Genomic DNA, 19,135 nt, shown 5'->3' with positions numbered 1-19,135 from the left:
GCTAGCTTAGCTCGTCAGTGTCGGACACAACTTCGGTCAACCGCACGGCAAGCTGACCAGGCTCGCCGCCGTCAAGTTCTTGCAGTTCTCCGCGCGCGATCAACCGGTCACCGATATAGAGCTCGACGGGATCTTCAATGCGCTTGTCGAGCGCAAGGATTGCGTTTTCGCCAAGCGAAAGCAGATCACGCACGAGTGGCCGCGCCTTGCCAACAGAGACTGAAATTTCGATCGGGATACGGCGGAGCGGGTTTCCGTCACCCGCAGCGCGGAGATCATTTGTCGTGTCATTCATGTGGGCTTGTCCTTCTGTTTACGTCGGAAATTGCGCTAAGCGTCGCGCGTGTTTGTGCAAGCAAACCGTCCAGATCGAGGTAAGTTTCTGTTTTTCCCTGCCCGATCCAGGCTGCTTGTGGCGACAAATCCGGATCGTCCTCAATCACGATCTCCAACCCATGTTCGCGCGCGAGGTTCTGAGCGTTTTGCCGCTGGCTGGGGTGGAGGTGAATGACAGGCATTTTGGCCGTATCAATTTGCGCTGCCTCATGAATTGTCTGGATTAGCAGCAAGCCAAAGCTTTCAACGCTGATACGTGGCAATAGTTTTTCGATAACCGCCGTAAACAGTGGCGAAAGCATTTCAAGAATCTGCGTTTGGGCTTCGGAATAGGAAAATTCAATATCGGTAATTGCTTGAATAAATGCGTCATCGCGCGCGCTTTTTTCTTCATTGGCCACGGCAAGCGCCGCGGCATAGCCTTCTTGATAGCCGGTCTCAAATTCGGCCGAATCCGCGGAATCCAAGCCGTGTTCGAACGATTCGAGCGCAAGTTGCTGTGCCATTATGCATTAACCTTTGGTGCCGGGTCTTCGATCCAGTCCTGCAGGACCTGTATTGTCTCGGTTTCACGGTCGGAAATTATCTGGCGAAGCCGTGAAACTGGGTCGTCATCACCGGACATCGAACCAAGATCGCCGCCCATGAAATCCCCCAGACTGTCATCGCTGAGCGCCATCGCAATCGGCGGCGCAATTTCGGCAAGCGCGCCATCGTCATCATTTACGCCCGGCGCGGGTAATATGGCGACCGGTGCTAGTATCGGTCGCACAACAAACAGCCCGAGGATCAAGGCAACAATTGCGAGGACCGCGATTTGAATGAGCTGCATTGAATCAAGCGCCACCCCCGCGACGGAGGGTCCAGCCTGAGTGCCGAGCTGCGCGATCGGTTCGAACGGCATTGATTTCAGCGTTATGACGTCACCGCGCGCAGGGTCGATTCCGATGGCCGAGGCGACAAGTTCTTGCAACGCTGCCAGCTCTTCTGCGCTGCGCGGGCTGGATGTTTGGGCGCCGTCGGCTGCTGTTGTCATGACATCATTAACCAATACTGCGACGGTCAGCCGTTTGATTGCGCCCGGCGCACGCAGCAATTGCCGATCAGTCTGGGAAACCTCATAATTGGTTAACACGCGGCTTTCGCTATTTTCATTGCTCGAAGCCCCGGATGTTCCTGCTGCGTCGCCATCCGGTAGGTTTGACGCGACGGTAACATCGCCGCCGCGGCTGTCGTTTGATGTGCCTGTGCTTTCGGTCACATCGGTGCTGATCGCGATTCGGCTTTCGGGGTCGACGCGCCTTTCCGAGATCGTTTCGGTTTCGGTAACCGTGTCTACGGTTACTTCGACGACGGCGTTTCCGACCCCAACCCGCGCAGCAAGAAGACGCTCTGCCCTTTGGCGCAGCGCGTCGGCCCGTTCGTCCGAACCGGGCAAAACCGCGTTCCCGTCCGTGTCTGACAATAGACCGCCGTTATCATCGATGACCGCAACCGAATCTGGCGAAAGCCCAGGTACGGCGGCGCCAACAAGATACTGCAAAGCCTTGATATGTGGCGCAGATAGCGTGCCGCCAGCCGTTGTGACGGTCACAGCGGCGGTGGGTGTCTGATCACGCTGGAACGACCGTGCTGCGGGTGTCGATATATGCACCCGCGCAGCGCGGATATGTGTGCTCGCTAGAATTGTCCGCGCGAGTTCGCCTTCTTTTGCACGCCAGTATGCCGCATCGAACATCTGCGATGTCGTGCTGAACCCTGACAGAGAATCAAGCAGTTCATACCCTTGGCTGTCGCTTGCGGGTAGTCCTTCGCCGGCCAGCCCCATGCGCAACGTATCGCGCAGGCCCGTCGGCACGTAGATTGCATTGCCGCGCACCTCGTATGCGACGCCGCGCTGGTCCAGCGCTGTTATCACGTCACCTGCGGCGCGGCCTTCAATTCCGCCAAATAACAGTGACATATCCTTGGTTCCGGCGCCCTTGGCCAATGCCAAAATGGCAGCAAAGACCGCAACAGTTGCAAACAGGACAAAAATTCTGCGGCGCGCATCGAGCGCGGTCCAAACGGTGCTGAGGCTTTGCAAACTGGTTCTCCATCGCTTTGGCATTCTGCCGATAGGCCGAGTTTGAACCACGAGCCTTAACAATCGGTTAGGGCTTCACAGTTTATGTAGATTTCATCAAAGAACAAAAAGGACAGTGTGATGCCGGAAGAAACGGACACCCCCGAAGATACACCTGCCAAAGGGTCCAAAAAGCCGCTTTTGATTGGTATTGTGCTTGCTTTGTTGGGTGGCGGTGGCGGGTTTTTCGCTGTGCAATCCGGTGTTCTAGGCGGGGCAGAGCATGGGCAGGACGCGACCGCGCATGCCGACGAATCGCCTGCGCCGGCCGTCGAAATTGCGACTTTTGTTGCGCTTGATCCGCTCGTGATTTCGCTGCCGCGCAGTGGCGGGCGTGATCATTTGCGGTTTTCTGCGCAGCTTGAAGTCGCACCGCAGTACGCCCAAGAGGTAGCCGCGATCAAACCCCGGATCGTGGATGTCATTAATGGCTATTTGCGCGCGGTAGATCTGGCCGAACTCGAGGATCCGGCAGCGTTGACGCGACTGCGCGGGCAGATGCTGCGGCGGATACAGATTGTTGCCGGAGAAGGGCGGGTTCGCGACCTGCTCATTATGGAATTTGTGCTAAGCTAGGGGATCAAGATGACCATGATTGCAGATGTTTTGTTAATTTCCGGGGCTTTGGCCGCAGGTTTCTATTGCCTTGTATTATCGCGGCGTTTGCGCCGTTTTACGGATCTTGAAAAAGGTGTTGGCGGCGCAGTTGCTGTGTTGTCCGTGCAGGTTGACGATCTGACCAAAACCCTGACCCAAGCCCAGGCCACCGCCAAATCATCGGTGGACACCCTTGATAGTGTCAGCAGCCGTGCAGAGGCCGCCGGACATCGCCTGGAGCTGCTTGTTGCATCGCTTCATGACTTGCCCGAACCCGCAACGCCAAAACAAACCGAAAGCCCGTTTTTTGTGCGCCGTCCAAGCGGCCCTGAGGGCAACCAATGACGCGCCCGGCAAAACGGCGTGCCGGGCGCGGTACATTGCACATCATATCATGCATGCTGATTGCGTCTGCCGTGGTGCGCATGGGTGTTTATGCCGGACCCGCCCTTGCAAACAGTGATCGCGAACATGTCGATAGCATCATTGAACCCGCGCAGGCCGGTGATGGGACGGGCGCCCTGTTTGCGGCGCTGCAAGCCCGTGAAGCCAGACTGGACGAACGCGAGGCGCAATTGCGCAACCGTATGCAGGCACTGCGTGATGCCGAGGTCGAAATCGAGGTGAAATTGCAGGCGCTTGTGGCCGCCGAGGAAGCATTGCGCGCGACAATCGCGCTTGCCGACAGCGCCGCATCAACCGATCTTGAGCGGCTCACCACTGTTTATGAAAACATGAAACCCAAAGAAGCAGCCGCACTTTTTGCCGAGATGTCACCGCAGTTTGCGGCAGGGTTTTTAGGGATGATGCGACCCGATGCAGCTGCACTAATCATGACCGAGCTTGCTCCCGAAACGGCCTATTCGTTTAGCGTCGTGTTGGCTGGACGCAATGCAAATGTCCCGACGCAATAGCGCTGAGAGAAACTTAACACCTTTGCGGTAGCATAGATTCGAATGCCAATGGTGGCGATTGAACGAAGGGGGCAGTCCTGAATGGTTGGCTTGATTGGTGTCGTTTTTGTCTTTGTAACGGTCTTCGGGGGCTATCTGCTGGCCGGTGGGAAGATGGCGATCATTCTCAAGACGCTGCCGTTCGAGATGATCATGATTGGTGGCGCTGCGATTGGCGCATTTACAATTAGCAATGATGGCGCCGCGATTAAGCACACCGTCAAAGACATCGGCAAAGTGTTCAAAGGCCCAAAGTGGAATGCGCAGGACTATAGCGACGTCTTGTGCCTTTTGTTCGAATTGATCCGGGTTGCGCGGACCAATCCCGTGGCGCTTGAAAGCCACATCGAAGCACCTGATTCGTCTACGATATTTGGCAAATACCCGAAAATTCTGGACGACGGGGAAGCCATTGCATTGATCTGCGACACCTTGCGGTCTGCGTCGATGAATTACGACGATCCGCATCAGGTTGAAGAGGTCCTCGAAAAACGGATCGAGGCAACGCTGCACCACAAAATGCATTCAACCCATGCGCTGCAAACCGTGGCGGACGGGTTGCCGGCATTGGGGATCGTGGCCGCGGTTCTGGGCGTTATCAAGACAATGGGCTCGATCGACCAACCGCCCGAAGTCTTGGGAAAACTGATCGGCGGTGCGCTTGTCGGGACATTCCTGGGCGTGTTTCTGGCCTATGGTATTGTCGGCCCGTTTTCGGTGAAGGTGAAGGCAGTCATCGAGGAAGATGCGCATTTCCATCAATTAATTCGCGAAGTGCTTGTCGCTAACCTTTACGCCCACGCGCCCAATATCTGCATCGAGGTTGGGCGACAGAATATGCCGAGCGCATATCGTCCCAGTTTTGCGGATATGGAGGATGCTTTGAAAGCGACAAAGCAAAGTGCGGCATGAAACACGTTATCTCTATTCTATTGCTTGTTCTTGCGCCCTGCACAGCTATGGCTGCGCCGGTTCGAGTTCTCACCGGTGAACATGCGCAATTCACGCGCATGGTGTTTCGTATCGCGCCGGGTTCTGAATGGACGCTTGGGCGTGCAGATGACGGGTATATGTTATTGCTGCCAACTTCTCAAAGTTATGATTTGCAGGGCTTTTTTGACCGGATTCCAAAGGATAGAATCGCCCAGATAACGCAGCCGCGCGCCGGAGAATTCGTTTTCGATGTCCCCTGTGATTGCCGCGCCGAGGCTTTTCTTGTCGGCGATGATGTGCTTGTGATTGATGTTTCTGACGGTTCTCCGCTCGCTAGTTCGCCGTTTGAACAAAGGTTAGATGCATCGGATATTGCCGCTACGCCGGTTGCCCAGCCATATGTCGTTCCGGAAAATGCGATCTTCCCCGTCTTTGGTGCGAGCCCCTTGCAAACCGCGCCGCCACCGGCGCCCCTGAATGATGTTGCAGTGGCGCGTGCGGAACCCGCACCAGTCCCACAGGCATTTGATGCTGATTTATCGGCGCTTGAGACATCAATTGTTGCAAGTCTTGCCCAAGGTTTAACACAAGGGGTGCTCGCGCAGGACTTGCAGAATGCGGGCAATGTGGCAGGCATTGATGAAACCATACGAGACGCGCTGCGCGCCGCGCATACGGCGATCCCCGGCATCGGGACACGGACAAACCAGGATGAAAACGCGCGCCCAATCACGCCAGAAATTGCCAAAACCCAATCCGGTCAACGGTGTTTGCCGGCCGCATATTTTGATATCCCCAACTGGGGCGATGCACAGCCGTTTTCAACCCAACTGGCGCAAGCCCGCAGTGAAATTGTGACCGAGGTCGGCCAGCCGGATGAAACGGCTGTGCTGCGGCTCGCAAGGACCTACGTGTATTTCGGCTTTGGTAGAGAGGCGCTGCGCACGCTCGAAATAGATGGGGTACGGTCGCAGGAACGTACATATCTTGCACAGATTGCGCGGATTATTGACGCAGAGCGCGCGCAACAAAATTTGTTTGCCGAGCAGGTCAGCTGTTCTTCGTCCGTGGCGCTTTGGGCCGCACTTGCGATTAAAGATGGGCCAATGGACGCCCAGCTTGACCGTGCGGCAGTTTTACACGCGTTCAAGGCGCTGCCCATTCATTTGCAGCGCCATATCGGTCCGATGCTGTCAGAACGGTTTATCGCAATCGGGGATCATGACGGCGCACTTCAAACGCTCGATGCCGGACGCGGTGCTGACACGAAGACGCTTGACGCAACACTCGCCGAGGCAGAGCTTGATCATGCCTTGGGGAATGAAACGAGCGTTGAAATCGCCGTCGCGACTGCTGTGCGAGAGAATGCGCGAATCACCCCGGATGTCATGATCGCATTCTTGACGGACGCCGTTGAAAATAATCGTGAAATTGAAGATTCTGATTTCATGCTGGCCGACGCTCTACGCTTTGAACATGCGCATCTGCCGATCGCGGGTGACCTGACCTATGCACAAGGCCGAGGCTATCTGATGCAGGGCAATATCGACCAGTTGCAGCGTTTGATTGCCGAAGAATCCGATGCACTAGGAGATGTTCGTGTTCTCGCGTTGAACGATGCTTTGGCAAGTTTTTTCGTGCAGTCAAACGAAGACGCTGCATTTTTGACGTTTGCATTCGACGCATCGCCCGAAAACTATTCCGATGACGCAGCAAGCGATATCGCCGCGCGGCTAGTTGAACTGGGCTTTCCAGAGCGCGCCGTTGTTTTTGTGCCTGAAAACGGGTTCACACCTGAAATTGGCGAAGTGGTTGCGGGTGTTATTGGGGCCGCCAGTGCATTGCCCCAGAGCCCCAGAATAATTGACACGCCTTCCAGTGTTTCGCCGCCTGCCGGATTGCAAGGCGTCACGTCCGAACAGGTCTTGAATAACGTGCTTGATGCCCCGCTTTCTAACGGCCGATATTTGTTGACGCAGTCGCAAGAAACCCGCGAAAGCCTTGCAACAATCCTGAGCCAGTTTCCCGCGCCAAACGATCTATAGCCGCTCCGCTGCCGCTTACGAATTATCAACGATTTGCTTGCTAGAATGAACCGATAGCAAGAAATGAGCTGCGACATGATTGGCAGAATGCCGACCCGAATCCAGATTATCCTTTGTCCCGATTGGCAACGCGCCGTGATGTGCGGCAGCTACTTGGCATTGGCTCGCAACACGCATAATCGTGCCGCGGTTACTGCATTGAATTTTGCGCAATGAACGGTTTGTCGCTGCGCGCATTTTTTCAACCGACGATCCTTCTCGCTCTCGCGTTGATGGCGGTCATCGTTATGATGATCCTTCCGGTTCCGGCCTGGCTGCTTGATATTGGTCTGGCGGCGTCGTTTGCGCTCGCGATCCTTATGTTCACGGTGACATTGTTCATCGACCGCCCGTTGGATTTTTCGGCGTTTCCAACTGTCTTGCTTGCGTCCTTGATGCTGCGGTTGTCGCTGAATGTTTCGTCAACAAAGCTTATTATTGGCGAAGGGCATACCGGAACAAATGCAGCCGGCGATGTGATCGAAGGCTTTGCCATGTTCGTGATGGGCGGCAATGTTTTGTTGGGGCTCGTCGTGTTTTGTGTGCTTTTGATCGTCAATTTTGTCGTGATCAACAAAGGCGCGACCCGGATGGCCGAAGTCGGCGCACGGTTTGCATTGGATGCGATGCCAGGCAAGCAGCTCGCAATTGATAGCGATATGTCGGCTGGCGTTATCAACCACCAAGAAGCAAAGGCGCGGCGGGAACAAGAACAAGCCGAGACCACGTTTTTTGGATCGCTCGACGGGGCGTCGAAATTTGTCAAAGGCGACGCGGTGGCGGGGTTGCTGATCACCGCGCTCAACCTGATCATGGGGTTGATTATCGGCGTTGTCGTGAACGATATGCCGCTGTCCCAAGCATTTGAAACTTATGCAATATTAACTGTTGGTGACGGTCTGGTTTCGCAAATTCCGGCGGTGGTCATTTCGATCGCCTCTGCGCTACTGCTTGCGCGCGGCGGCGCAACGGGGCCGACCGATTTGGCCTTGGTCGCGCAATTGGGGCGGCATCCGTCGGCCTTGGCTACAGTTGGTGTTCTTATGGCGCTTTTTGCGCTTGTGCCGGGCTTGCCGTTTGTGCCGTTTATCTTGGGCGCAGCTGCCTTGGGAGGGAGCGCCTTTGCGATGGCGGCCGCAGCAAAAACCGCCGCGCAAAAGGAAGCGGCAAAATCCAGCGAGGCGGTCGTCAAACCTGTCAAATCGTCGATGGGTGATGTTCTGGATCTTGACGACATTCATGTCGAATTCGCGCCTGATTTGGTCGATATGGTTTTGGATCCGGGCACGGGGCTGGATGCGCGGATCGCGAATATGCGCAGTTATGTTGCAACGTCATTTGGTGTTTTGTTGCCTGAAATCCGGCTAACCGATAACGCATCCTTGCCACCCGGCAGCTATGTTGTTCATGTTCAAGGGGTTGAACAGGTCCGCGACAAATTGCGACCGGATCAGATATTGGCGTTGGTCAGCGATGGCGATCCGTCAGATGTGCCCGGCGACTTTGTCGATGAACCCGTTTATGGCGCGCCGGCAAAATGGATCGCGCCGGACCGTCAGGAAGACGCAGCACTTGCCGGATTAACGACTGTCCAGCCGGCAGAAGTCCTCGCGACGCATCTGCTCGAAGTCGTAAAGCGGAATTTCCCCCGACTTCTTACGTTCAAGGCACTGCGCCGGCGGCTGGAAGAAATGGTCAATCTAAGCGACCCCGCGCGCGCCGAAGCAAACCGTAAGATGCTTGATGAACTGATCCCCGATAAAATCCCGTTTGAACTGCTGCTTTCGGTACTGCGCCTTCTGTTGGAAGAGCGGGTATCGATCCGCAATCTTTCACTAATTATCGAGGCGGCAGCCGAAGGTCGGCAATTGCATGCGAGCGTTGACGGGATCACCGAACATGTGCGCCAACGTTTGGGTTTCCAGCTTGTTGCTGAAATGCGTCGGCCTGATGGCACGATCCCGCTCGTACAGCTCGCGCCCGAGTGGGAGGAGACCTTTGCGACCTATGAAATAAGGACAGAACGGGGCGGCGGGGATGTCGCGCTGCCACCCGAAAGCTTTAACGCATTGGCGGATGGGATCGCGGAAAAACTGGGGCAAGCTGCAAACGCCGGTGCTTATGCGGCGGTTGTGACATCTATGCGCCGGCGTCGATTTCTGCGCACGGTAATGGCCGCCAAGGGGATCATGAACCCTGTTTTGTCATTTGAAGAGATCGGCATTGACGCGCGGCCCGCGCTTGTCGGTCTGGTTCCGGCATGATCGCGGATCTTATGTATCTGTTTCCACTTTCGCAATCTGCGTTGTGGACGGGGTTTGTCGTTTTTTTGCGCGTGGGCGCTATGATGGCTGCAATGCCCGCCTTTGGTGACCAGGCCGTCCCGATCCGCGTACGGCTCGCGCTTTCGTTAGCATTTACCTTTATTGTCGCGCCGGCAATCGCTCCGACCATCTCTCCATACCCCGGTGGGCTTTTGCGCGCGGTTTCGCAGGCGGGGCCCGAAGTGGTCACGGGGCTGTTTTTTGGCCTATTCTTGCGGTTCTTTATTCTGGCGCTGCAGATTGTCGGGTCGATTGCGGCGCAATCGACATCCTTGTCACAGCTTTTTGGCGGTTCGGCCGGCGTGGATCCGTTGCCCGCGATCGGACATCTTTTGGTTGTCGGTGGAACGGCGCTTGCAGCTATGCTGGGTCTGCACGTTCAGGTGGCGGCCTATATGATCCTGACCTACGAAATGGTGCCTGTCGGCGTGATGCTCGCTGGCGATCAGGTTATTTCTCTGGGACTTGGCGAGGTGCGGCGCATTTTCGAGCTCGGCTTTTCGCTTTCCGCACCGTTTCTAATCGCATCGCTTGTCTACAATGTCGTTTTGGGCGTGATCAATCGCGCGATGCCACAGCTGATTGTGTCATTTGTCGGGGCGCCCGCGATCACTGCGGGAGGGATGATATTGCTGTTATTGACCGCGCCAATTTTGCTGGGTTTGTGGCATGGTGCGTTTGTCGGTTTCATGGCGGCGCCATTTGGGCCGATACCATGAGCGAGGAGACGGAAGCCGGTGAAAAGCAGTTCGAGCCCAGTCAGAAAAAGCTCGATGATGCGCGTGAAAAAGGTGAAGTCGCAAAATCGGCCGACCTGAACACGGCGGCGGGTTATGCGGGAATTCTATTAGTTGCGTTAACCATCGGACCGCCCGCCCTACAACATACGGGCGCAACATTAAGCACGATGTTGGCGCAGGCATCGGGGCTTAGCACTGTTTTATTTGACGGTCCCGCGTCTCCGACGATGGGGGGGCTGATCGTTGATGTCGGGTTGGGTGCCGCGCCTTGGTTCGCATTGCCGGCGATATTTGCGATACTTTCGATCATTGCCCAGCGCGCGTTTGTCGTGACCCCGACCAAGATCATTCCAAAGCTCAACCGGATATCCATGATCGCAGGGATAAAAAACAAATTCGGGCGGCAGGGGCTGTTCGAATTTGCAAAAAGCCTCACCAAATTACTGATCTATTGCATGATTATGGCAGTATTCTTGCGGTCGCAAATCGACCGGATCGTTGGCGCGATGCACTTGCCGCCGGGTCTGGTCGTGATGGTGCTTGGCGGCATGCTTGTGCAACTTATGGGGATCGTACTTTGTATTGCGCTTGTGCTGGGGGGGGGCGATTTTTTGTGGCAACGCGCTGAACATATCCGCAAAAACCGGATGAGCCGCAAAGACATGATGGACGAAATCAAGCAGTCCGAGGGTGACCCCATGATGAAGCATCAGCGCCGCATGAAGGGGCAATCAATTGCAATGAACAAGATGCTTGCCGATGTGCCGACCGCTGATGTTATTGTGGTGAACCCAACCCATTACGCCGTTGCGCTAAGCTGGAACAAAGCAGAGCAAATGGCCCCGATCTGCGTGGCCAAAGGTGTCGATGAAATGGCCGCCAAGATCCGCGAACTTGCCTTTGAACATGCGGTGCCGGTTCACTCTGATCCGCCGACCGCGCGCGCCTTGCACGCGAGCGTTGATATTGGCCAGGCAATTGCGCCAGAGCATTACCGCGCTGTGGCCGCCGCGATCCGGTTTGCGGAGGCCATGCGCAAGAAGGCAGGCCATCGATGACGCGTATCAAACAGGCCAAAGCCCTTGCGGAATTAACTAGTATTTCCCTGCATGCAGCACAGGCGAAAATGGCCGCACTTGTCACGCGTGAAACGGGCTTGCGCGAAAACCTTGCCCAACTTGTGCAGCAACGCGACCAACCCGGATTTGCGCCGGGGTCCATGGTTGACGCGGCGCTTGCTGCGGGTGCAAATGTTAGATGGCAACACTGGGTCGATCAGCGTCGCCGCGTCATCAATACAGAACTGGCGCAGGTTTTGGCGCTAAAATCGCAATACCACGCCCAGCTCGGGCAGGCTTTCGGGCGCGATCAAGCAGCAAAATCTGTTATAGATCGCCTTGAAAAAACGCGTATGACCATAGACTTACGGCGCAAATATTACGAATCTTGACGCACGATATCGGTGATAAGCACATCCGTTACGCTTTCACCTGAAATGCGTTGCGCGTTGCGTAACAGTTCGGTGCGCAATGCGCGCATATTCGTGCCGGTCGTGAAATTCCCCGAAAAGCCGCCGATATTTGCGTGATTGAACATCACCTGCAGAAACGCATCGCGCAGCTTGGGTTCCGACGCAAGGACGGCGGTTGTCGATTCCGGCGTGACCTCGAGGCTAATCGCCATCACGACCAGCGCCGTCACCAACCCGTCATCGACGACGGGGATTACAAACTGGTTGTTAAGTTTCGCGTATTCACGCGCATCGCCGATATCAACGACACTTGCGTGATCAGCCGTTTCATGGGTTTCGGAAGCGATATCACCGCAGGGATTCCCATCCGCGAGCTGTTCGGCAACTAATTCGGGCGCGGGCGGTGGCGCGAGCAATAGCCCCGCGCCAACACCGCCACCAATCCCAAGCACCAATAACAACAGGGGCAATAATAGTTTCTTCATGGTGGCTCCTATTGTGACCGGCTAAAAAGGTAGCACGTTTTCAAGCAGTTGATGCCCGTAGCGCGGTTGCTGCATGTCAGTAATCTGGCCGCGGCCACCATATGAAATCCGCGCCGAGGCAATTTTGTCATAAGTGACTTCATTCTGGCGAGTGATGTCTTCGGGGCGCACATAGCCGGTCACGATCAATTCGCGCAGTTCATAGTTAACGCGTACCTCTTGCTGTCCCGTAATGGCCAAAATGCCATTGGGCAAAACATCCGTGATGGTCACCGCCACGCGTAGCGTCAGTTTTTCGTTCCTTCGCACAGACCCATCGCCTGACGCGCTGCTATCTGAACTAAGATCAACGAGTGCCGCAGAAGACGCGCCTTCGGGCAACTGCGGATCGATACGCTGCGGAATGCCGGCAAGTTGGGGAATTCCAGCCTGTTGCGATGCAGATCTGGAACGCGCAGAAGAGTTCGAAATTTCCGCGCTATCGTCGATTTCGATCACCACGGTCAGGATGTCACCGCGCTGCATTGCCCGCCGATCACCCAGCAGTGAACCACGGTCGCGCGACCAAAGCGATGCCTGCGATGTCGGCCCAAGCCGCGTGGATGCGACGGGGTCAGGCATGCTTGGATTGAACATCGCCTCACGTTCGGCTGTCCGTTCTTGTGGTGTAAAATCGGGCGCGCGCCCGATCGGTGTCGTTGAACACCCCGTAAGAAAAATCAATAATCCCAGATATATACGCATGTTTCCCCCTAGCGAGACACGTAGGCGGCGCCGTCGGCCCCGATTTGGGCGGTGACCGTGCTGCGCGAACTGATATTCATAACCCTGATGATGTCACCCGGTCCGGCACGGCCAAGCGCGCGCCCTTCGGTACTGATCACAAGCCCATGTTGTTGATAATGCAGCGCGATAATCTGGTTCCTCTCAACGACAGCGGGAAACCCGACGTCGCCCGCACGGATCGGGCGCCCGGCATAAAGCGCCACGCGGGCCTCCATTCCGATGATGGTTTGAGGGTCCGTGACACCCCCGGGGATCGTCCGGCTATTAACGATAATGTCCTCGGGGAGGATGGTTGTATTGGCCGGAATTGTGCGCGCGGCCAGCACCGTATCAGCGCAAACCGGCGATGCGAACAAGCACAGGATCAATAGCGCACGGATCATCGGACCTGCACCATGGAACTAAGCATTTGATCAGCCGCGGTAATCACTTTTGAATTAAGCTCGTAACCACGCTGGGCCGCGATCAAATCCGAGACTTCGCGCACGGGGTCAACCGAACTGCTTTCGAGATAGCCCTGCCGCAATACGCCAAGCCCGTCTTCGCCCGGGGTGCCGACAAGCGAGGGACCCGAAGCCGAAGTTTCAAGAAACAGGTTTGACCCGATCGCTTCAAGCCCTTTGGGGTTGGTAAATCCGGCCATGGTAAATTGCCCGAGCAGTTGCGGTTCAACCTGATCGTTGAAATATCCGTAAACCTCACCCTCGGCATTGATCGAAATCGAGCGGGTATCGCGCGGGATCGTGATATCGGGCACGACCGGATAGCCGTCCGAGGTAACCACCTGCCCGTCGCCCGTTAACTTTAATCCGCCGTCGCGCGTATAGGCCGAAAGACCGGACGGCAGGGTCACTTCAAGATAGCCGTCGCCTTCGATTGCAAGATCCAGATCGCCGCCTGTCGCACCCAAAGACCCTTGCGAAAGCATCACGGATACGGCGGTTGTCCGCACGCCAAGCCCAAGCTGCACGCCGGTCGGCAGCGATGTCCCGTCAGAGGCGTTAATCGTTCCCGGACGCGCGACTTGCTGGTAGTGCAAATCGGCAAATTCGGCGCGCCGTGCGTTGTAGCCGGTCGTGCTCATATTGGCGAGATTGTTTGAAATAACCTCGACCCTTGTTTGTTGCGCCGACATGCCGGCAGCTGCGATTTCAAGTGCGCGCATGGTGGTCCTCCTCTGTTAGCGGATTGATTTGATGACGCCGCGAATGCGTTCATGTTCATTGTCCAGAAAACCCTGTCCCAGCTCGTAAGCGCGCTGCACTTCGATCATGCGACTGACTTGCAGAATGGGGTTCACGTTAGATTCCTCTAGAAAACCTTGCAGAATGCGCCCGTCGGGTGCAGGGGCAAAACCGCCACGGGCATCAAACATGACGCCGCTTTCGCGCAGCATTTGCGTGGGATCGTCAGGTAAAACGATGCCGACCTGCCCGATGGGGCGCCCGTCGGCGCTGATGGTTCCATCTGTACCGATGCCAACACGCCCCACGCCTTGCGGGACAAACAGCGGCGCACCACCGGCATCAAGCACCGGATAACCGTCAGGCGTGACCAAATCGCCGTTTTCATTTGGACTAAATGCACCAGCGCGCGTCAGCCGTTGACCATTGGGTGTTTCAACGACAAAAAAGCCTTCACCCTCGATCGCAAGGTCAAAGGTGCCGCCGGTCTGGGTCAGGCTGCCTTGGGTCATCACCGTGTCGCGCACCTGCGCCGCCGCCATCGAAAGCGATTCTGTTTCGGGCCCAAGTGCCTTAATATGTTCGGAAAACATGATGCCTTCGGCACGAAATCCGGTTGTCGACGCGTTGGCGATGTTGTTGGCGACGACCTGCATTTCGCGCATCAACCCGGACTGGCGGGTCAGTGCGGTGTATGATGCGTTATCCATGATTATCCTCCGGCGATGATGGGGATCAGCGTGCCCTTGAACAGGCTGACAAGAGATTCAGACATGTAATTCATCGTGATCCAGAACGTGCCGATGATTGCGGCAAGTTTGGGCACAAACGTTAGCGTCATTTCCTGAATCGAGGTCAGCGCCTGAAACAGGCCGACAACAAGACCGGTGGCCAAAGCGACGGTCAGGATCGGGATCGAAATGACAAACGCCGTCCACAACCCCTGTCGCAATGTGTCGTAAAACAACGCATCCGACATTAGACAGGCATCCGCAGGATTTCCTGATACGCTTCGACCACACGGTCGCGAACTGTCACAGCGGTTTGCACCGCCAGTTCCGTCTGAGCGAGCGCCGTGACCAAAGCATGCGGGTCCGCATCGCCGGTCATTGCACGCATGGCCGTATTTTCGCTCGCCTGAAGCGTTGCCATGAAATCGCTAGCCGCACCAAGAAAGGCATTCTGGCTGCCTGCGGTTTCGGGTGCCGTGGCTGTTTTGCTGGCCGCATAGTTTTGCGCAACGAGTGAACTGATGTTCATCGGGATTCTCCTTATTTGCGTAATAGGTCCATCAGCGCGGAGGACATCTGCCGCACCTGGTCGAACATTTTGAGGTTGGCTTCGTAGCTGCGCTGGGCTTCGCGGGCGTCCGCAATTTCAATCAGCAAATTGACGTTCGAGCCGTCAAAATGCCCCGTTTCATCCGCGAGCGGGTTTGTAGGATCATAGATGCGGGGCAACGCCGTTTGATCCAGTTGCACACGGCCCGTTTCCACCGCACCCGTTGTCCGCCCCGCGTCGATCACCTCTTGGAACGAGACGGTCTTGCGGTGGTAGCCGGGGGTATCGGTATTGGCGATATTTTCAGACACATGACGCAGCCGGTTGGCCTGTGCTTTCATGCCGCTGGACGCGACGGCCATTGCTTCGCTAAAATCTGTCATCTTGTGTCCTCACAATTTGCCCAGACTGGTGCGCAGCACTGTCATCGCATGGCGGTAGATCGCCAATGCCTTGTCGTGGTCGCGGCTGACGGAAACGGATTTCAGCAATTCATCTTCCAGCGCGACCGTATTGCCATTGGGTGAGGGTTCAGCGCCGGTATCAATAATCTGCGCGGCAAAGGTGCTTGCACGCGTGTTGATATGATCCGGTCGCGTGGCGCGCAGCTGATGTGTCGTGTTTTCATACGCGCGTGCAAACGGTGTAACGTCTTGCGCGCGAAAATTCGGGGTATCTGCATTGGCGATGTTGCGGGCGACAACGGCCTGCCGTGCGCCTGCGTGGCTGGCCATCGCGCTGGCCGTTCTGAAAATATCCAAAGTTTCGAGCATCGGGGGTTCTCCCTCGTTTGGTTTCAACGAAGCATTAATGGTGATTCCTTAAGAAGAGGTGAGTGAGACAGCGAAGGGCGCAAATATGACGCAAAATATCCTGCAACAGATGACAAATGCGGTCGAAAACCTTGTGGTTTTGCGCAATGTCGGGCGCGTGACGGGCGTTCATGGCGGCACAATTCAGGTCGGCAATGTGGGCGATTCGGCCACCGTTGGTGACCGTGCGCGCGTCTTTACTGCCACCCGCGAAATCGCCGGAGAAGTCGTGCGCCTTGAACAATCGGCCACGTATGTGCTGCTGGACGGTGCGCTTGACGGGGTTTGTCTGGGGGATCGCGTGGTGTTTGAACGCCCGCCGGTATTTGCCCCTGACGCCAGTTGGATCGGGCGGGTTATTGACCCTGACGGGTGCCCGATTGACGGGTTTCCTCTCTTGCCGGGGGTGGCGGCGCGGCGGTTGCGTGCGGATCCACCCCCCGCACATCAACGACGGGGAATGGGTGCACGGCTTGAAACGGGGATTGCCGCGTTCAATACGCTTTTGCCAATCGTTCAGGGGCAGCGCGTCGGGCTTTTTGCGGGGTCTGGGGTGGGCAAATCGACCTTGCTTGCCGATCTGGCGCGCGGTGTGACGGCCGATGTCATTGTGATTGCGCTTGTCGGGGAAAGGGGCCGCGAAGTGCGCCATTTTGTTGAGGCGGTACTGGGCCCTGAGGGCATGAAACGCGCAGTTATTGTCGCCGCAACGTCAGAGCGAGCACCGCAAGTGCGGCGGCGTTGTGCCTGGGCGGCAACGGCCGTCGCCGAACATTTTCGCGACATGGGCAAGCAGGTTCTCTTGATGATCGATTCCGTCACAAGGTTCTGCGAGGCCCACAGAGAGGTTGCCGTTGCCGCCGGCGAGGCCACCGGTTTGCGCGGCTTTCCGGCGTCAACAGGCCCCGCGATTGCCGCTTTGTGCGAACGTGCAGGCCCGGGGGCCGGTGATGCCGGCGACATCACGGCGGTGTTTTCAGTTCTGGTCGCGGGTTCCGATATGGATGAACCGGTTGCTGATATGCTGCGCGGGGTGCTTGACGGGCATATTGTTCTCGACCGTGAAATCGCGGAAAGGGGCCGGTTTCCCGCCATTGATGTTTTGCGGTCCGTTTCGCGGTCGCTTCCGGATGCTGCATCTACACAAGAGAATGCGCTGATCAGTCAGGCGCGCGCGCATTTGGGCGCTTATGGCCGGTCCGAGCTGATGATACAATCAGGGCTTTATGCCGCGGGTTCGGATCCGAAACTTGATGCGGCGATAGCTTGTGCGCCTGCTCTTGACGAATTTTTGTCAATCAAGGACGGGCGCGAGACCCTGTCACATTTTGCAAAACTACGGCAAGCCATGAGCGCCGCGGCGAGCCGGATGAAGACAGAAGATCTGGGAAAGAAAGCGCAATAGTTACCAGCTAGTAAAGCGAGGGCACGGATTGAAGCAATGTAAGCGCGGTTGAGTTGCCTGAAAGTGCCGAAAATTTTTCGGCTTCGGATCTGATCAAGAACATCCGGATCAGCTTTTCTTGGACTTCAGGGTCGGTAAAGTCGGACAAGTCATCAGTGCCCAATACCGATTGCGCACGTGTCTGAAATATTTCCACCTGTCGCTCGAGGTCGATACTCGCGCTGTTGTCGGGCAGCCCAAGCGCCGTTTGAAAGACGCTGCGCATTGGCGGGTTTCCCAAAATGGAATACCATTGACCGGCCTTTGTGCTGTTGCGGCCAAGGATATCCGAAATTCCTTCTTTGACGCTCATTGCCAAACGCATGTCATTGTCTTGCGCGCCGACTGCCCGTTCAAACTGACGCACTTCATAGCGCGCGATTATATTTTCTGCAAAATCAGTATTTTGCGTGGGCGATGTGGCAATCCCGTCAAGTCCGAATGCAGTGCTTAGATCGGCATACCGGTTGTCAGAAAGGCGGTTTGCAAGCGCTTCATCCGATGTTGTTCCTTCTTCAAGGATCTTGCGAATAAAGAACTGGCTATTGATATCATCGTCGAGCCCGAATGCCCCCAAGGCAATGCGCAGCAGCCGCGGATTGCTCACCAGGTCTTCAGCAGATCTTACTGACGCGATGTTTTCGCGAAAATAATCGGTATCGCCAACCACCACCTGGCTGTTGGAAAAGGTCTCTTGCTGCTTTTCCATTGTCCGGTCGAGAAACAGCCAGCCGCTGTAGCCCGTATTCGGAAGGATAGGTTGGAAACTCATGCGGGATGACCGGCCAAAAGGCGTGCTTCTCGGGGGAGAAGATTTCTGAGTGCCTTGAGTGATCTGTAAAAATCGTTGTTTGCAACGGCGTTGGTGGCCGCATCAAGATGCTGGCGACTATCGTCATCGCGCAGTGCCTGGCTTAGCTGTTCAATGCCGCGCATGATTTGCTGGCGCGCATCGGATTCAGCAACGTCACCCGACAACACAAGCTGCGCAATATAGCAGACACGGCGGACAGGTGTGTTGACTTCATCCGGGCGGATCGCATCGCGCAGCCGCAAGATATTCGCGTTAGGTGTCAAGATCGACAGGCGGCTGCGCCGGTCCCCGTTTTCGATCACCGCACCATTCACAAGTACACGTTCTTTGGGGTTCAGTTTGAGCACAAGTCCCGACATCAGTTTGCCGCCCGACCATTGAGGCCACGTAATATGGCGGTGTTGATATCGATCAGCGCGGTGGCATCTGCTTCGCGCCGCAAAACGCGACGGCTGTGATGTTCGGTAAATTCCGCAAGATAGAAAATTTGCGCCCGCAGTGCGCTGGGCAGTGCATTTTCGTTGCCAGCCACATCAACGGCCATTGTCGTCCACATGCGGCGGTTGTCGTGGACCGCACTAGCAAGGCCCGGGAAATTTGCGGGTTGGCGCGCCATTGCGGCCCGTAGCCGCGCGGTTACCTGGCTGACGAGCTGCGCCTCGACAGAGCGGTCTGTTCTGATGGAAACCTGTGTAGGGGCATATGCCTGCCGAGCTTGATCTATGACGTTCACGTGATGTCCTTCCGGCACGAATTCGAACGAGGC

General features: G+C 56.3%; 25 protein-coding genes. 10 read left to right on the top strand and 15 right to left on the bottom strand.

Going from position 1 to position 19,135, the window contains the following annotated elements; translation table 11 throughout:
- Position 1 precedes the first annotated feature (1 nt).
- Genes BM320_RS12285 through fliF form a run of 3 tightly spaced genes read right to left on the bottom strand, consistent with a single transcriptional unit; the run spans position 2 to position 2,422 of the window.
- The gene (locus BM320_RS12285) at positions 2-295 is read right to left on the bottom strand and encodes a FliM/FliN family flagellar motor switch protein (protein WP_090200759.1); all 294 of its coding nucleotides are present in this window, start codon (positions 293-295) and stop codon (positions 2-4) included.
- Positions 288-842, bottom strand: coding sequence for a FliH/SctL family protein (locus BM320_RS12280; RefSeq protein ID WP_090200758.1), 555 nt, complete (start codon positions 840-842; stop codon positions 288-290). Before BM320_RS12280 ends, BM320_RS12285 begins: the two co-directional genes overlap by 8 nt.
- Positions 842-2,422 (bottom strand): flagellar basal-body MS-ring/collar protein FliF, encoded by a 1,581-nt coding sequence (gene fliF, locus BM320_RS12275; RefSeq protein WP_090200756.1) that lies wholly within the window; start codon positions 2,420-2,422, stop codon positions 842-844. Before fliF ends, BM320_RS12280 begins: the two co-directional genes overlap by 1 nt.
- A gap of 120 nt (positions 2,423-2,542) precedes the next feature.
- On the opposite strand from fliF, the gene BM320_RS12270 reads away from it, so the two are divergent.
- From BM320_RS12270 to BM320_RS12230, 9 genes are all read left to right on the top strand, one after another.
- Positions 2,543-3,037: a flagellar basal body-associated FliL family protein gene (locus BM320_RS12270; protein WP_090200754.1), complete on the top strand. Its 495-nt coding sequence runs from the start codon at positions 2,543-2,545 to the stop codon at positions 3,035-3,037.
- 9 nt (positions 3,038-3,046) lie between these two features.
- Positions 3,047-3,403, top strand: coding sequence for a hypothetical protein (locus tag BM320_RS12265; protein ID WP_090200753.1), 357 nt, complete (start codon positions 3,047-3,049; stop codon positions 3,401-3,403).
- Positions 3,400-3,972, top strand: coding sequence for a MotE family protein (locus BM320_RS12260; RefSeq protein ID WP_090200751.1), 573 nt, complete (start codon positions 3,400-3,402; stop codon positions 3,970-3,972). The genes BM320_RS12265 and BM320_RS12260 overlap by 4 nt, the downstream gene beginning before the upstream one ends.
- Before the next feature lie 81 nt (positions 3,973-4,053).
- Complete coding sequence (motA, locus tag BM320_RS12255) at positions 4,054-4,923, top strand: flagellar motor stator protein MotA (protein ID WP_090200749.1); 870 nt, start codon at positions 4,054-4,056, stop codon at positions 4,921-4,923.
- Positions 4,920-6,989 (top strand): hypothetical protein, encoded by a 2,070-nt coding sequence (locus tag BM320_RS12250; RefSeq protein WP_131802412.1) that lies wholly within the window; start codon positions 4,920-4,922, stop codon positions 6,987-6,989. Before motA ends, BM320_RS12250 begins: the two co-directional genes overlap by 4 nt.
- A 212-nt stretch (positions 6,990-7,201) precedes the next feature.
- Positions 7,202-9,292 (top strand): flagellar biosynthesis protein FlhA, encoded by a 2,091-nt coding sequence (flhA, locus tag BM320_RS12245; protein ID WP_090200744.1) that lies wholly within the window; start codon positions 7,202-7,204, stop codon positions 9,290-9,292.
- Positions 9,289-10,071, top strand: a complete 783-nt coding sequence (locus tag BM320_RS12240; protein ID WP_090200742.1) for a flagellar biosynthetic protein FliR — start codon at positions 9,289-9,291, stop codon at positions 10,069-10,071. The genes flhA and BM320_RS12240 overlap by 4 nt, the downstream gene beginning before the upstream one ends.
- A complete protein-coding gene (locus BM320_RS12235) occupies positions 10,068-11,150 on the top strand; it encodes an EscU/YscU/HrcU family type III secretion system export apparatus switch protein (RefSeq protein WP_090200740.1) in 1,083 nt (360 codons plus the stop codon). The genes BM320_RS12240 and BM320_RS12235 overlap by 4 nt, the downstream gene beginning before the upstream one ends.
- Positions 11,147-11,542, top strand: coding sequence for a hypothetical protein (locus BM320_RS12230; protein ID WP_090200738.1), 396 nt, complete (start codon positions 11,147-11,149; stop codon positions 11,540-11,542). Before BM320_RS12235 ends, BM320_RS12230 begins: the two co-directional genes overlap by 4 nt.
- Here BM320_RS12230 and BM320_RS12225 read toward each other — a convergent pair.
- From BM320_RS12225 to BM320_RS12185, 9 genes are read right to left on the bottom strand one after another with little or no spacing between them, the layout of a single operon-like run.
- A complete protein-coding gene (locus tag BM320_RS12225; protein ID WP_090200736.1) occupies positions 11,530-12,048 on the bottom strand; it encodes a flagellar basal body-associated FliL family protein in 519 nt (172 codons plus the stop codon). The two genes, BM320_RS12230 and BM320_RS12225, sit on opposite strands and share 13 nt — an antisense overlap.
- 21 nt (positions 12,049-12,069) lie before the next feature.
- Positions 12,070-12,792 carry a flagellar basal body L-ring protein FlgH gene (flgH, locus tag BM320_RS12220; RefSeq protein WP_090200734.1) on the bottom strand — a complete coding sequence of 241 codons (723 nt, stop codon included), beginning with the start codon at positions 12,790-12,792 and terminating at the stop codon, positions 12,070-12,072.
- An 8-nt stretch (positions 12,793-12,800) separates the two neighbouring features.
- Positions 12,801-13,217 (bottom strand): flagellar basal body P-ring formation chaperone FlgA, encoded by a 417-nt coding sequence (gene flgA / locus BM320_RS12215; protein WP_090200732.1) that lies wholly within the window; start codon positions 13,215-13,217, stop codon positions 12,801-12,803.
- Positions 13,214-13,999, bottom strand: coding sequence for a flagellar basal-body rod protein FlgG (gene flgG / locus BM320_RS12210; RefSeq protein WP_090200730.1), 786 nt, complete (start codon positions 13,997-13,999; stop codon positions 13,214-13,216). The genes flgA and flgG overlap by 4 nt, the downstream gene beginning before the upstream one ends.
- A gap of 15 nt (positions 14,000-14,014) precedes the next feature.
- Positions 14,015-14,728 carry a flagellar hook-basal body complex protein gene (locus BM320_RS12205; protein ID WP_090200728.1) on the bottom strand — a complete coding sequence of 238 codons (714 nt, stop codon included), beginning with the start codon at positions 14,726-14,728 and terminating at the stop codon, positions 14,015-14,017.
- A gap of 2 nt (positions 14,729-14,730) precedes the next feature.
- Positions 14,731-14,997: a flagellar biosynthetic protein FliQ gene (locus BM320_RS12200; protein ID WP_090200726.1), complete on the bottom strand. Its 267-nt coding sequence runs from the start codon at positions 14,995-14,997 to the stop codon at positions 14,731-14,733.
- Complete coding sequence (gene fliE, locus BM320_RS12195) at positions 14,997-15,278, bottom strand: flagellar hook-basal body complex protein FliE (protein ID WP_090200723.1); 282 nt, start codon at positions 15,276-15,278, stop codon at positions 14,997-14,999. The genes BM320_RS12200 and fliE overlap by 1 nt, the downstream gene beginning before the upstream one ends.
- A gap of 11 nt (positions 15,279-15,289) precedes the next feature.
- The gene (gene flgC, locus BM320_RS12190) at positions 15,290-15,682 is read right to left on the bottom strand and encodes a flagellar basal body rod protein FlgC (RefSeq protein ID WP_090200722.1); all 393 of its coding nucleotides are present in this window, start codon (positions 15,680-15,682) and stop codon (positions 15,290-15,292) included.
- Between the two features lie 9 nt (positions 15,683-15,691).
- Positions 15,692-16,072 carry a FlgB family protein gene (locus BM320_RS12185; RefSeq protein ID WP_090200720.1) on the bottom strand — a complete coding sequence of 127 codons (381 nt, stop codon included), beginning with the start codon at positions 16,070-16,072 and terminating at the stop codon, positions 15,692-15,694.
- 85 nt (positions 16,073-16,157) lie between these two features.
- On the opposite strand from BM320_RS12185, the gene BM320_RS12180 reads away from it, so the two are divergent.
- Positions 16,158-17,516, top strand: coding sequence for a FliI/YscN family ATPase (locus BM320_RS12180; protein ID WP_090200718.1), 1,359 nt, complete (start codon positions 16,158-16,160; stop codon positions 17,514-17,516).
- Between the two features lie 7 nt (positions 17,517-17,523).
- Here BM320_RS12180 and BM320_RS12175 read toward each other — a convergent pair whose 3' ends face one another.
- Genes BM320_RS12175 through flaF form a run of 3 tightly spaced genes read right to left on the bottom strand, consistent with a single transcriptional unit; the run spans position 17,524 to position 19,102 of the window.
- Entirely contained in the window at positions 17,524-18,327 is an 804-nt protein-coding gene (locus tag BM320_RS12175) for a DUF1217 domain-containing protein (protein ID WP_090200716.1), read from the bottom strand.
- Positions 18,324-18,728 (bottom strand): flagellar biosynthesis repressor FlbT, encoded by a 405-nt coding sequence (flbT, locus tag BM320_RS12170; RefSeq protein WP_090200715.1) that lies wholly within the window; start codon positions 18,726-18,728, stop codon positions 18,324-18,326. Before flbT ends, BM320_RS12175 begins: the two co-directional genes overlap by 4 nt.
- Positions 18,728-19,102 carry a flagellar biosynthesis regulator FlaF gene (gene flaF, locus BM320_RS12165; RefSeq protein WP_242651048.1) on the bottom strand — a complete coding sequence of 125 codons (375 nt, stop codon included), beginning with the start codon at positions 19,100-19,102 and terminating at the stop codon, positions 18,728-18,730. Before flaF ends, flbT begins: the two co-directional genes overlap by 1 nt.
- Positions 19,103-19,135 lie beyond the last annotated feature (33 nt).

The sequence above is a fragment of the Yoonia tamlensis genome, from assembly GCF_900115105.1.
Taxonomy (GTDB): domain Bacteria; phylum Pseudomonadota; class Alphaproteobacteria; order Rhodobacterales; family Rhodobacteraceae; genus Yoonia; species Yoonia tamlensis.
This window is presented reverse-complemented; position numbering and strand designations above follow the sequence as displayed.

Coding starts and splice junctions, on each gene's coding strand:
- BM320_RS12285 (WP_090200759.1), bottom strand. CDS start 295: ATGAATGACACGACAAATGATCTCCGCGCTGCGGGTGACGGAAACCCG.
- BM320_RS12280 (WP_090200758.1), bottom strand. CDS start 842: ATGGCACAGCAACTTGCGCTCGAATCGTTCGAACACGGCTTGGATTCC.
- BM320_RS12270 (WP_090200754.1), top strand. CDS start 2,543: ATGCCGGAAGAAACGGACACCCCCGAAGATACACCTGCCAAAGGGTCC.
- BM320_RS12265 (WP_090200753.1), top strand. CDS start 3,047: ATGACCATGATTGCAGATGTTTTGTTAATTTCCGGGGCTTTGGCCGCA.
- BM320_RS12260 (WP_090200751.1), top strand. CDS start 3,400: ATGACGCGCCCGGCAAAACGGCGTGCCGGGCGCGGTACATTGCACATC.
- motA (WP_090200749.1), top strand. CDS start 4,054: ATGGTTGGCTTGATTGGTGTCGTTTTTGTCTTTGTAACGGTCTTCGGG.
- BM320_RS12250 (WP_131802412.1), top strand. CDS start 4,920: ATGAAACACGTTATCTCTATTCTATTGCTTGTTCTTGCGCCCTGCACA.
- flhA (WP_090200744.1), top strand. CDS start 7,202: ATGAACGGTTTGTCGCTGCGCGCATTTTTTCAACCGACGATCCTTCTC.
- BM320_RS12240 (WP_090200742.1), top strand. CDS start 9,289: ATGATCGCGGATCTTATGTATCTGTTTCCACTTTCGCAATCTGCGTTG.
- BM320_RS12235 (WP_090200740.1), top strand. CDS start 10,068: ATGAGCGAGGAGACGGAAGCCGGTGAAAAGCAGTTCGAGCCCAGTCAG.
- BM320_RS12230 (WP_090200738.1), top strand. CDS start 11,147: ATGACGCGTATCAAACAGGCCAAAGCCCTTGCGGAATTAACTAGTATT.
- BM320_RS12225 (WP_090200736.1), bottom strand. CDS start 12,048: ATGAAGAAACTATTATTGCCCCTGTTGTTATTGGTGCTTGGGATTGGT.
- flgH (WP_090200734.1), bottom strand. CDS start 12,792: ATGCGTATATATCTGGGATTATTGATTTTTCTTACGGGGTGTTCAACG.
- flgA (WP_090200732.1), bottom strand. CDS start 13,217: ATGATCCGTGCGCTATTGATCCTGTGCTTGTTCGCATCGCCGGTTTGC.
- flgG (WP_090200730.1), bottom strand. CDS start 13,999: ATGCGCGCACTTGAAATCGCAGCTGCCGGCATGTCGGCGCAACAAACA.
- BM320_RS12205 (WP_090200728.1), bottom strand. CDS start 14,728: ATGGATAACGCATCATACACCGCACTGACCCGCCAGTCCGGGTTGATG.
- BM320_RS12200 (WP_090200726.1), bottom strand. CDS start 14,997: ATGTCGGATGCGTTGTTTTACGACACATTGCGACAGGGGTTGTGGACG.
- fliE (WP_090200723.1), bottom strand. CDS start 15,278: ATGAACATCAGTTCACTCGTTGCGCAAAACTATGCGGCCAGCAAAACA.
- flgC (WP_090200722.1), bottom strand. CDS start 15,682: ATGACAGATTTTAGCGAAGCAATGGCCGTCGCGTCCAGCGGCATGAAA.
- BM320_RS12185 (WP_090200720.1), bottom strand. CDS start 16,072: ATGCTCGAAACTTTGGATATTTTCAGAACGGCCAGCGCGATGGCCAGC.
- BM320_RS12180 (WP_090200718.1), top strand. CDS start 16,158: ATGACGCAAAATATCCTGCAACAGATGACAAATGCGGTCGAAAACCTT.
- BM320_RS12175 (WP_090200716.1), bottom strand. CDS start 18,327: ATGAGTTTCCAACCTATCCTTCCGAATACGGGCTACAGCGGCTGGCTG.
- flbT (WP_090200715.1), bottom strand. CDS start 18,728: ATGTCGGGACTTGTGCTCAAACTGAACCCCAAAGAACGTGTACTTGTG.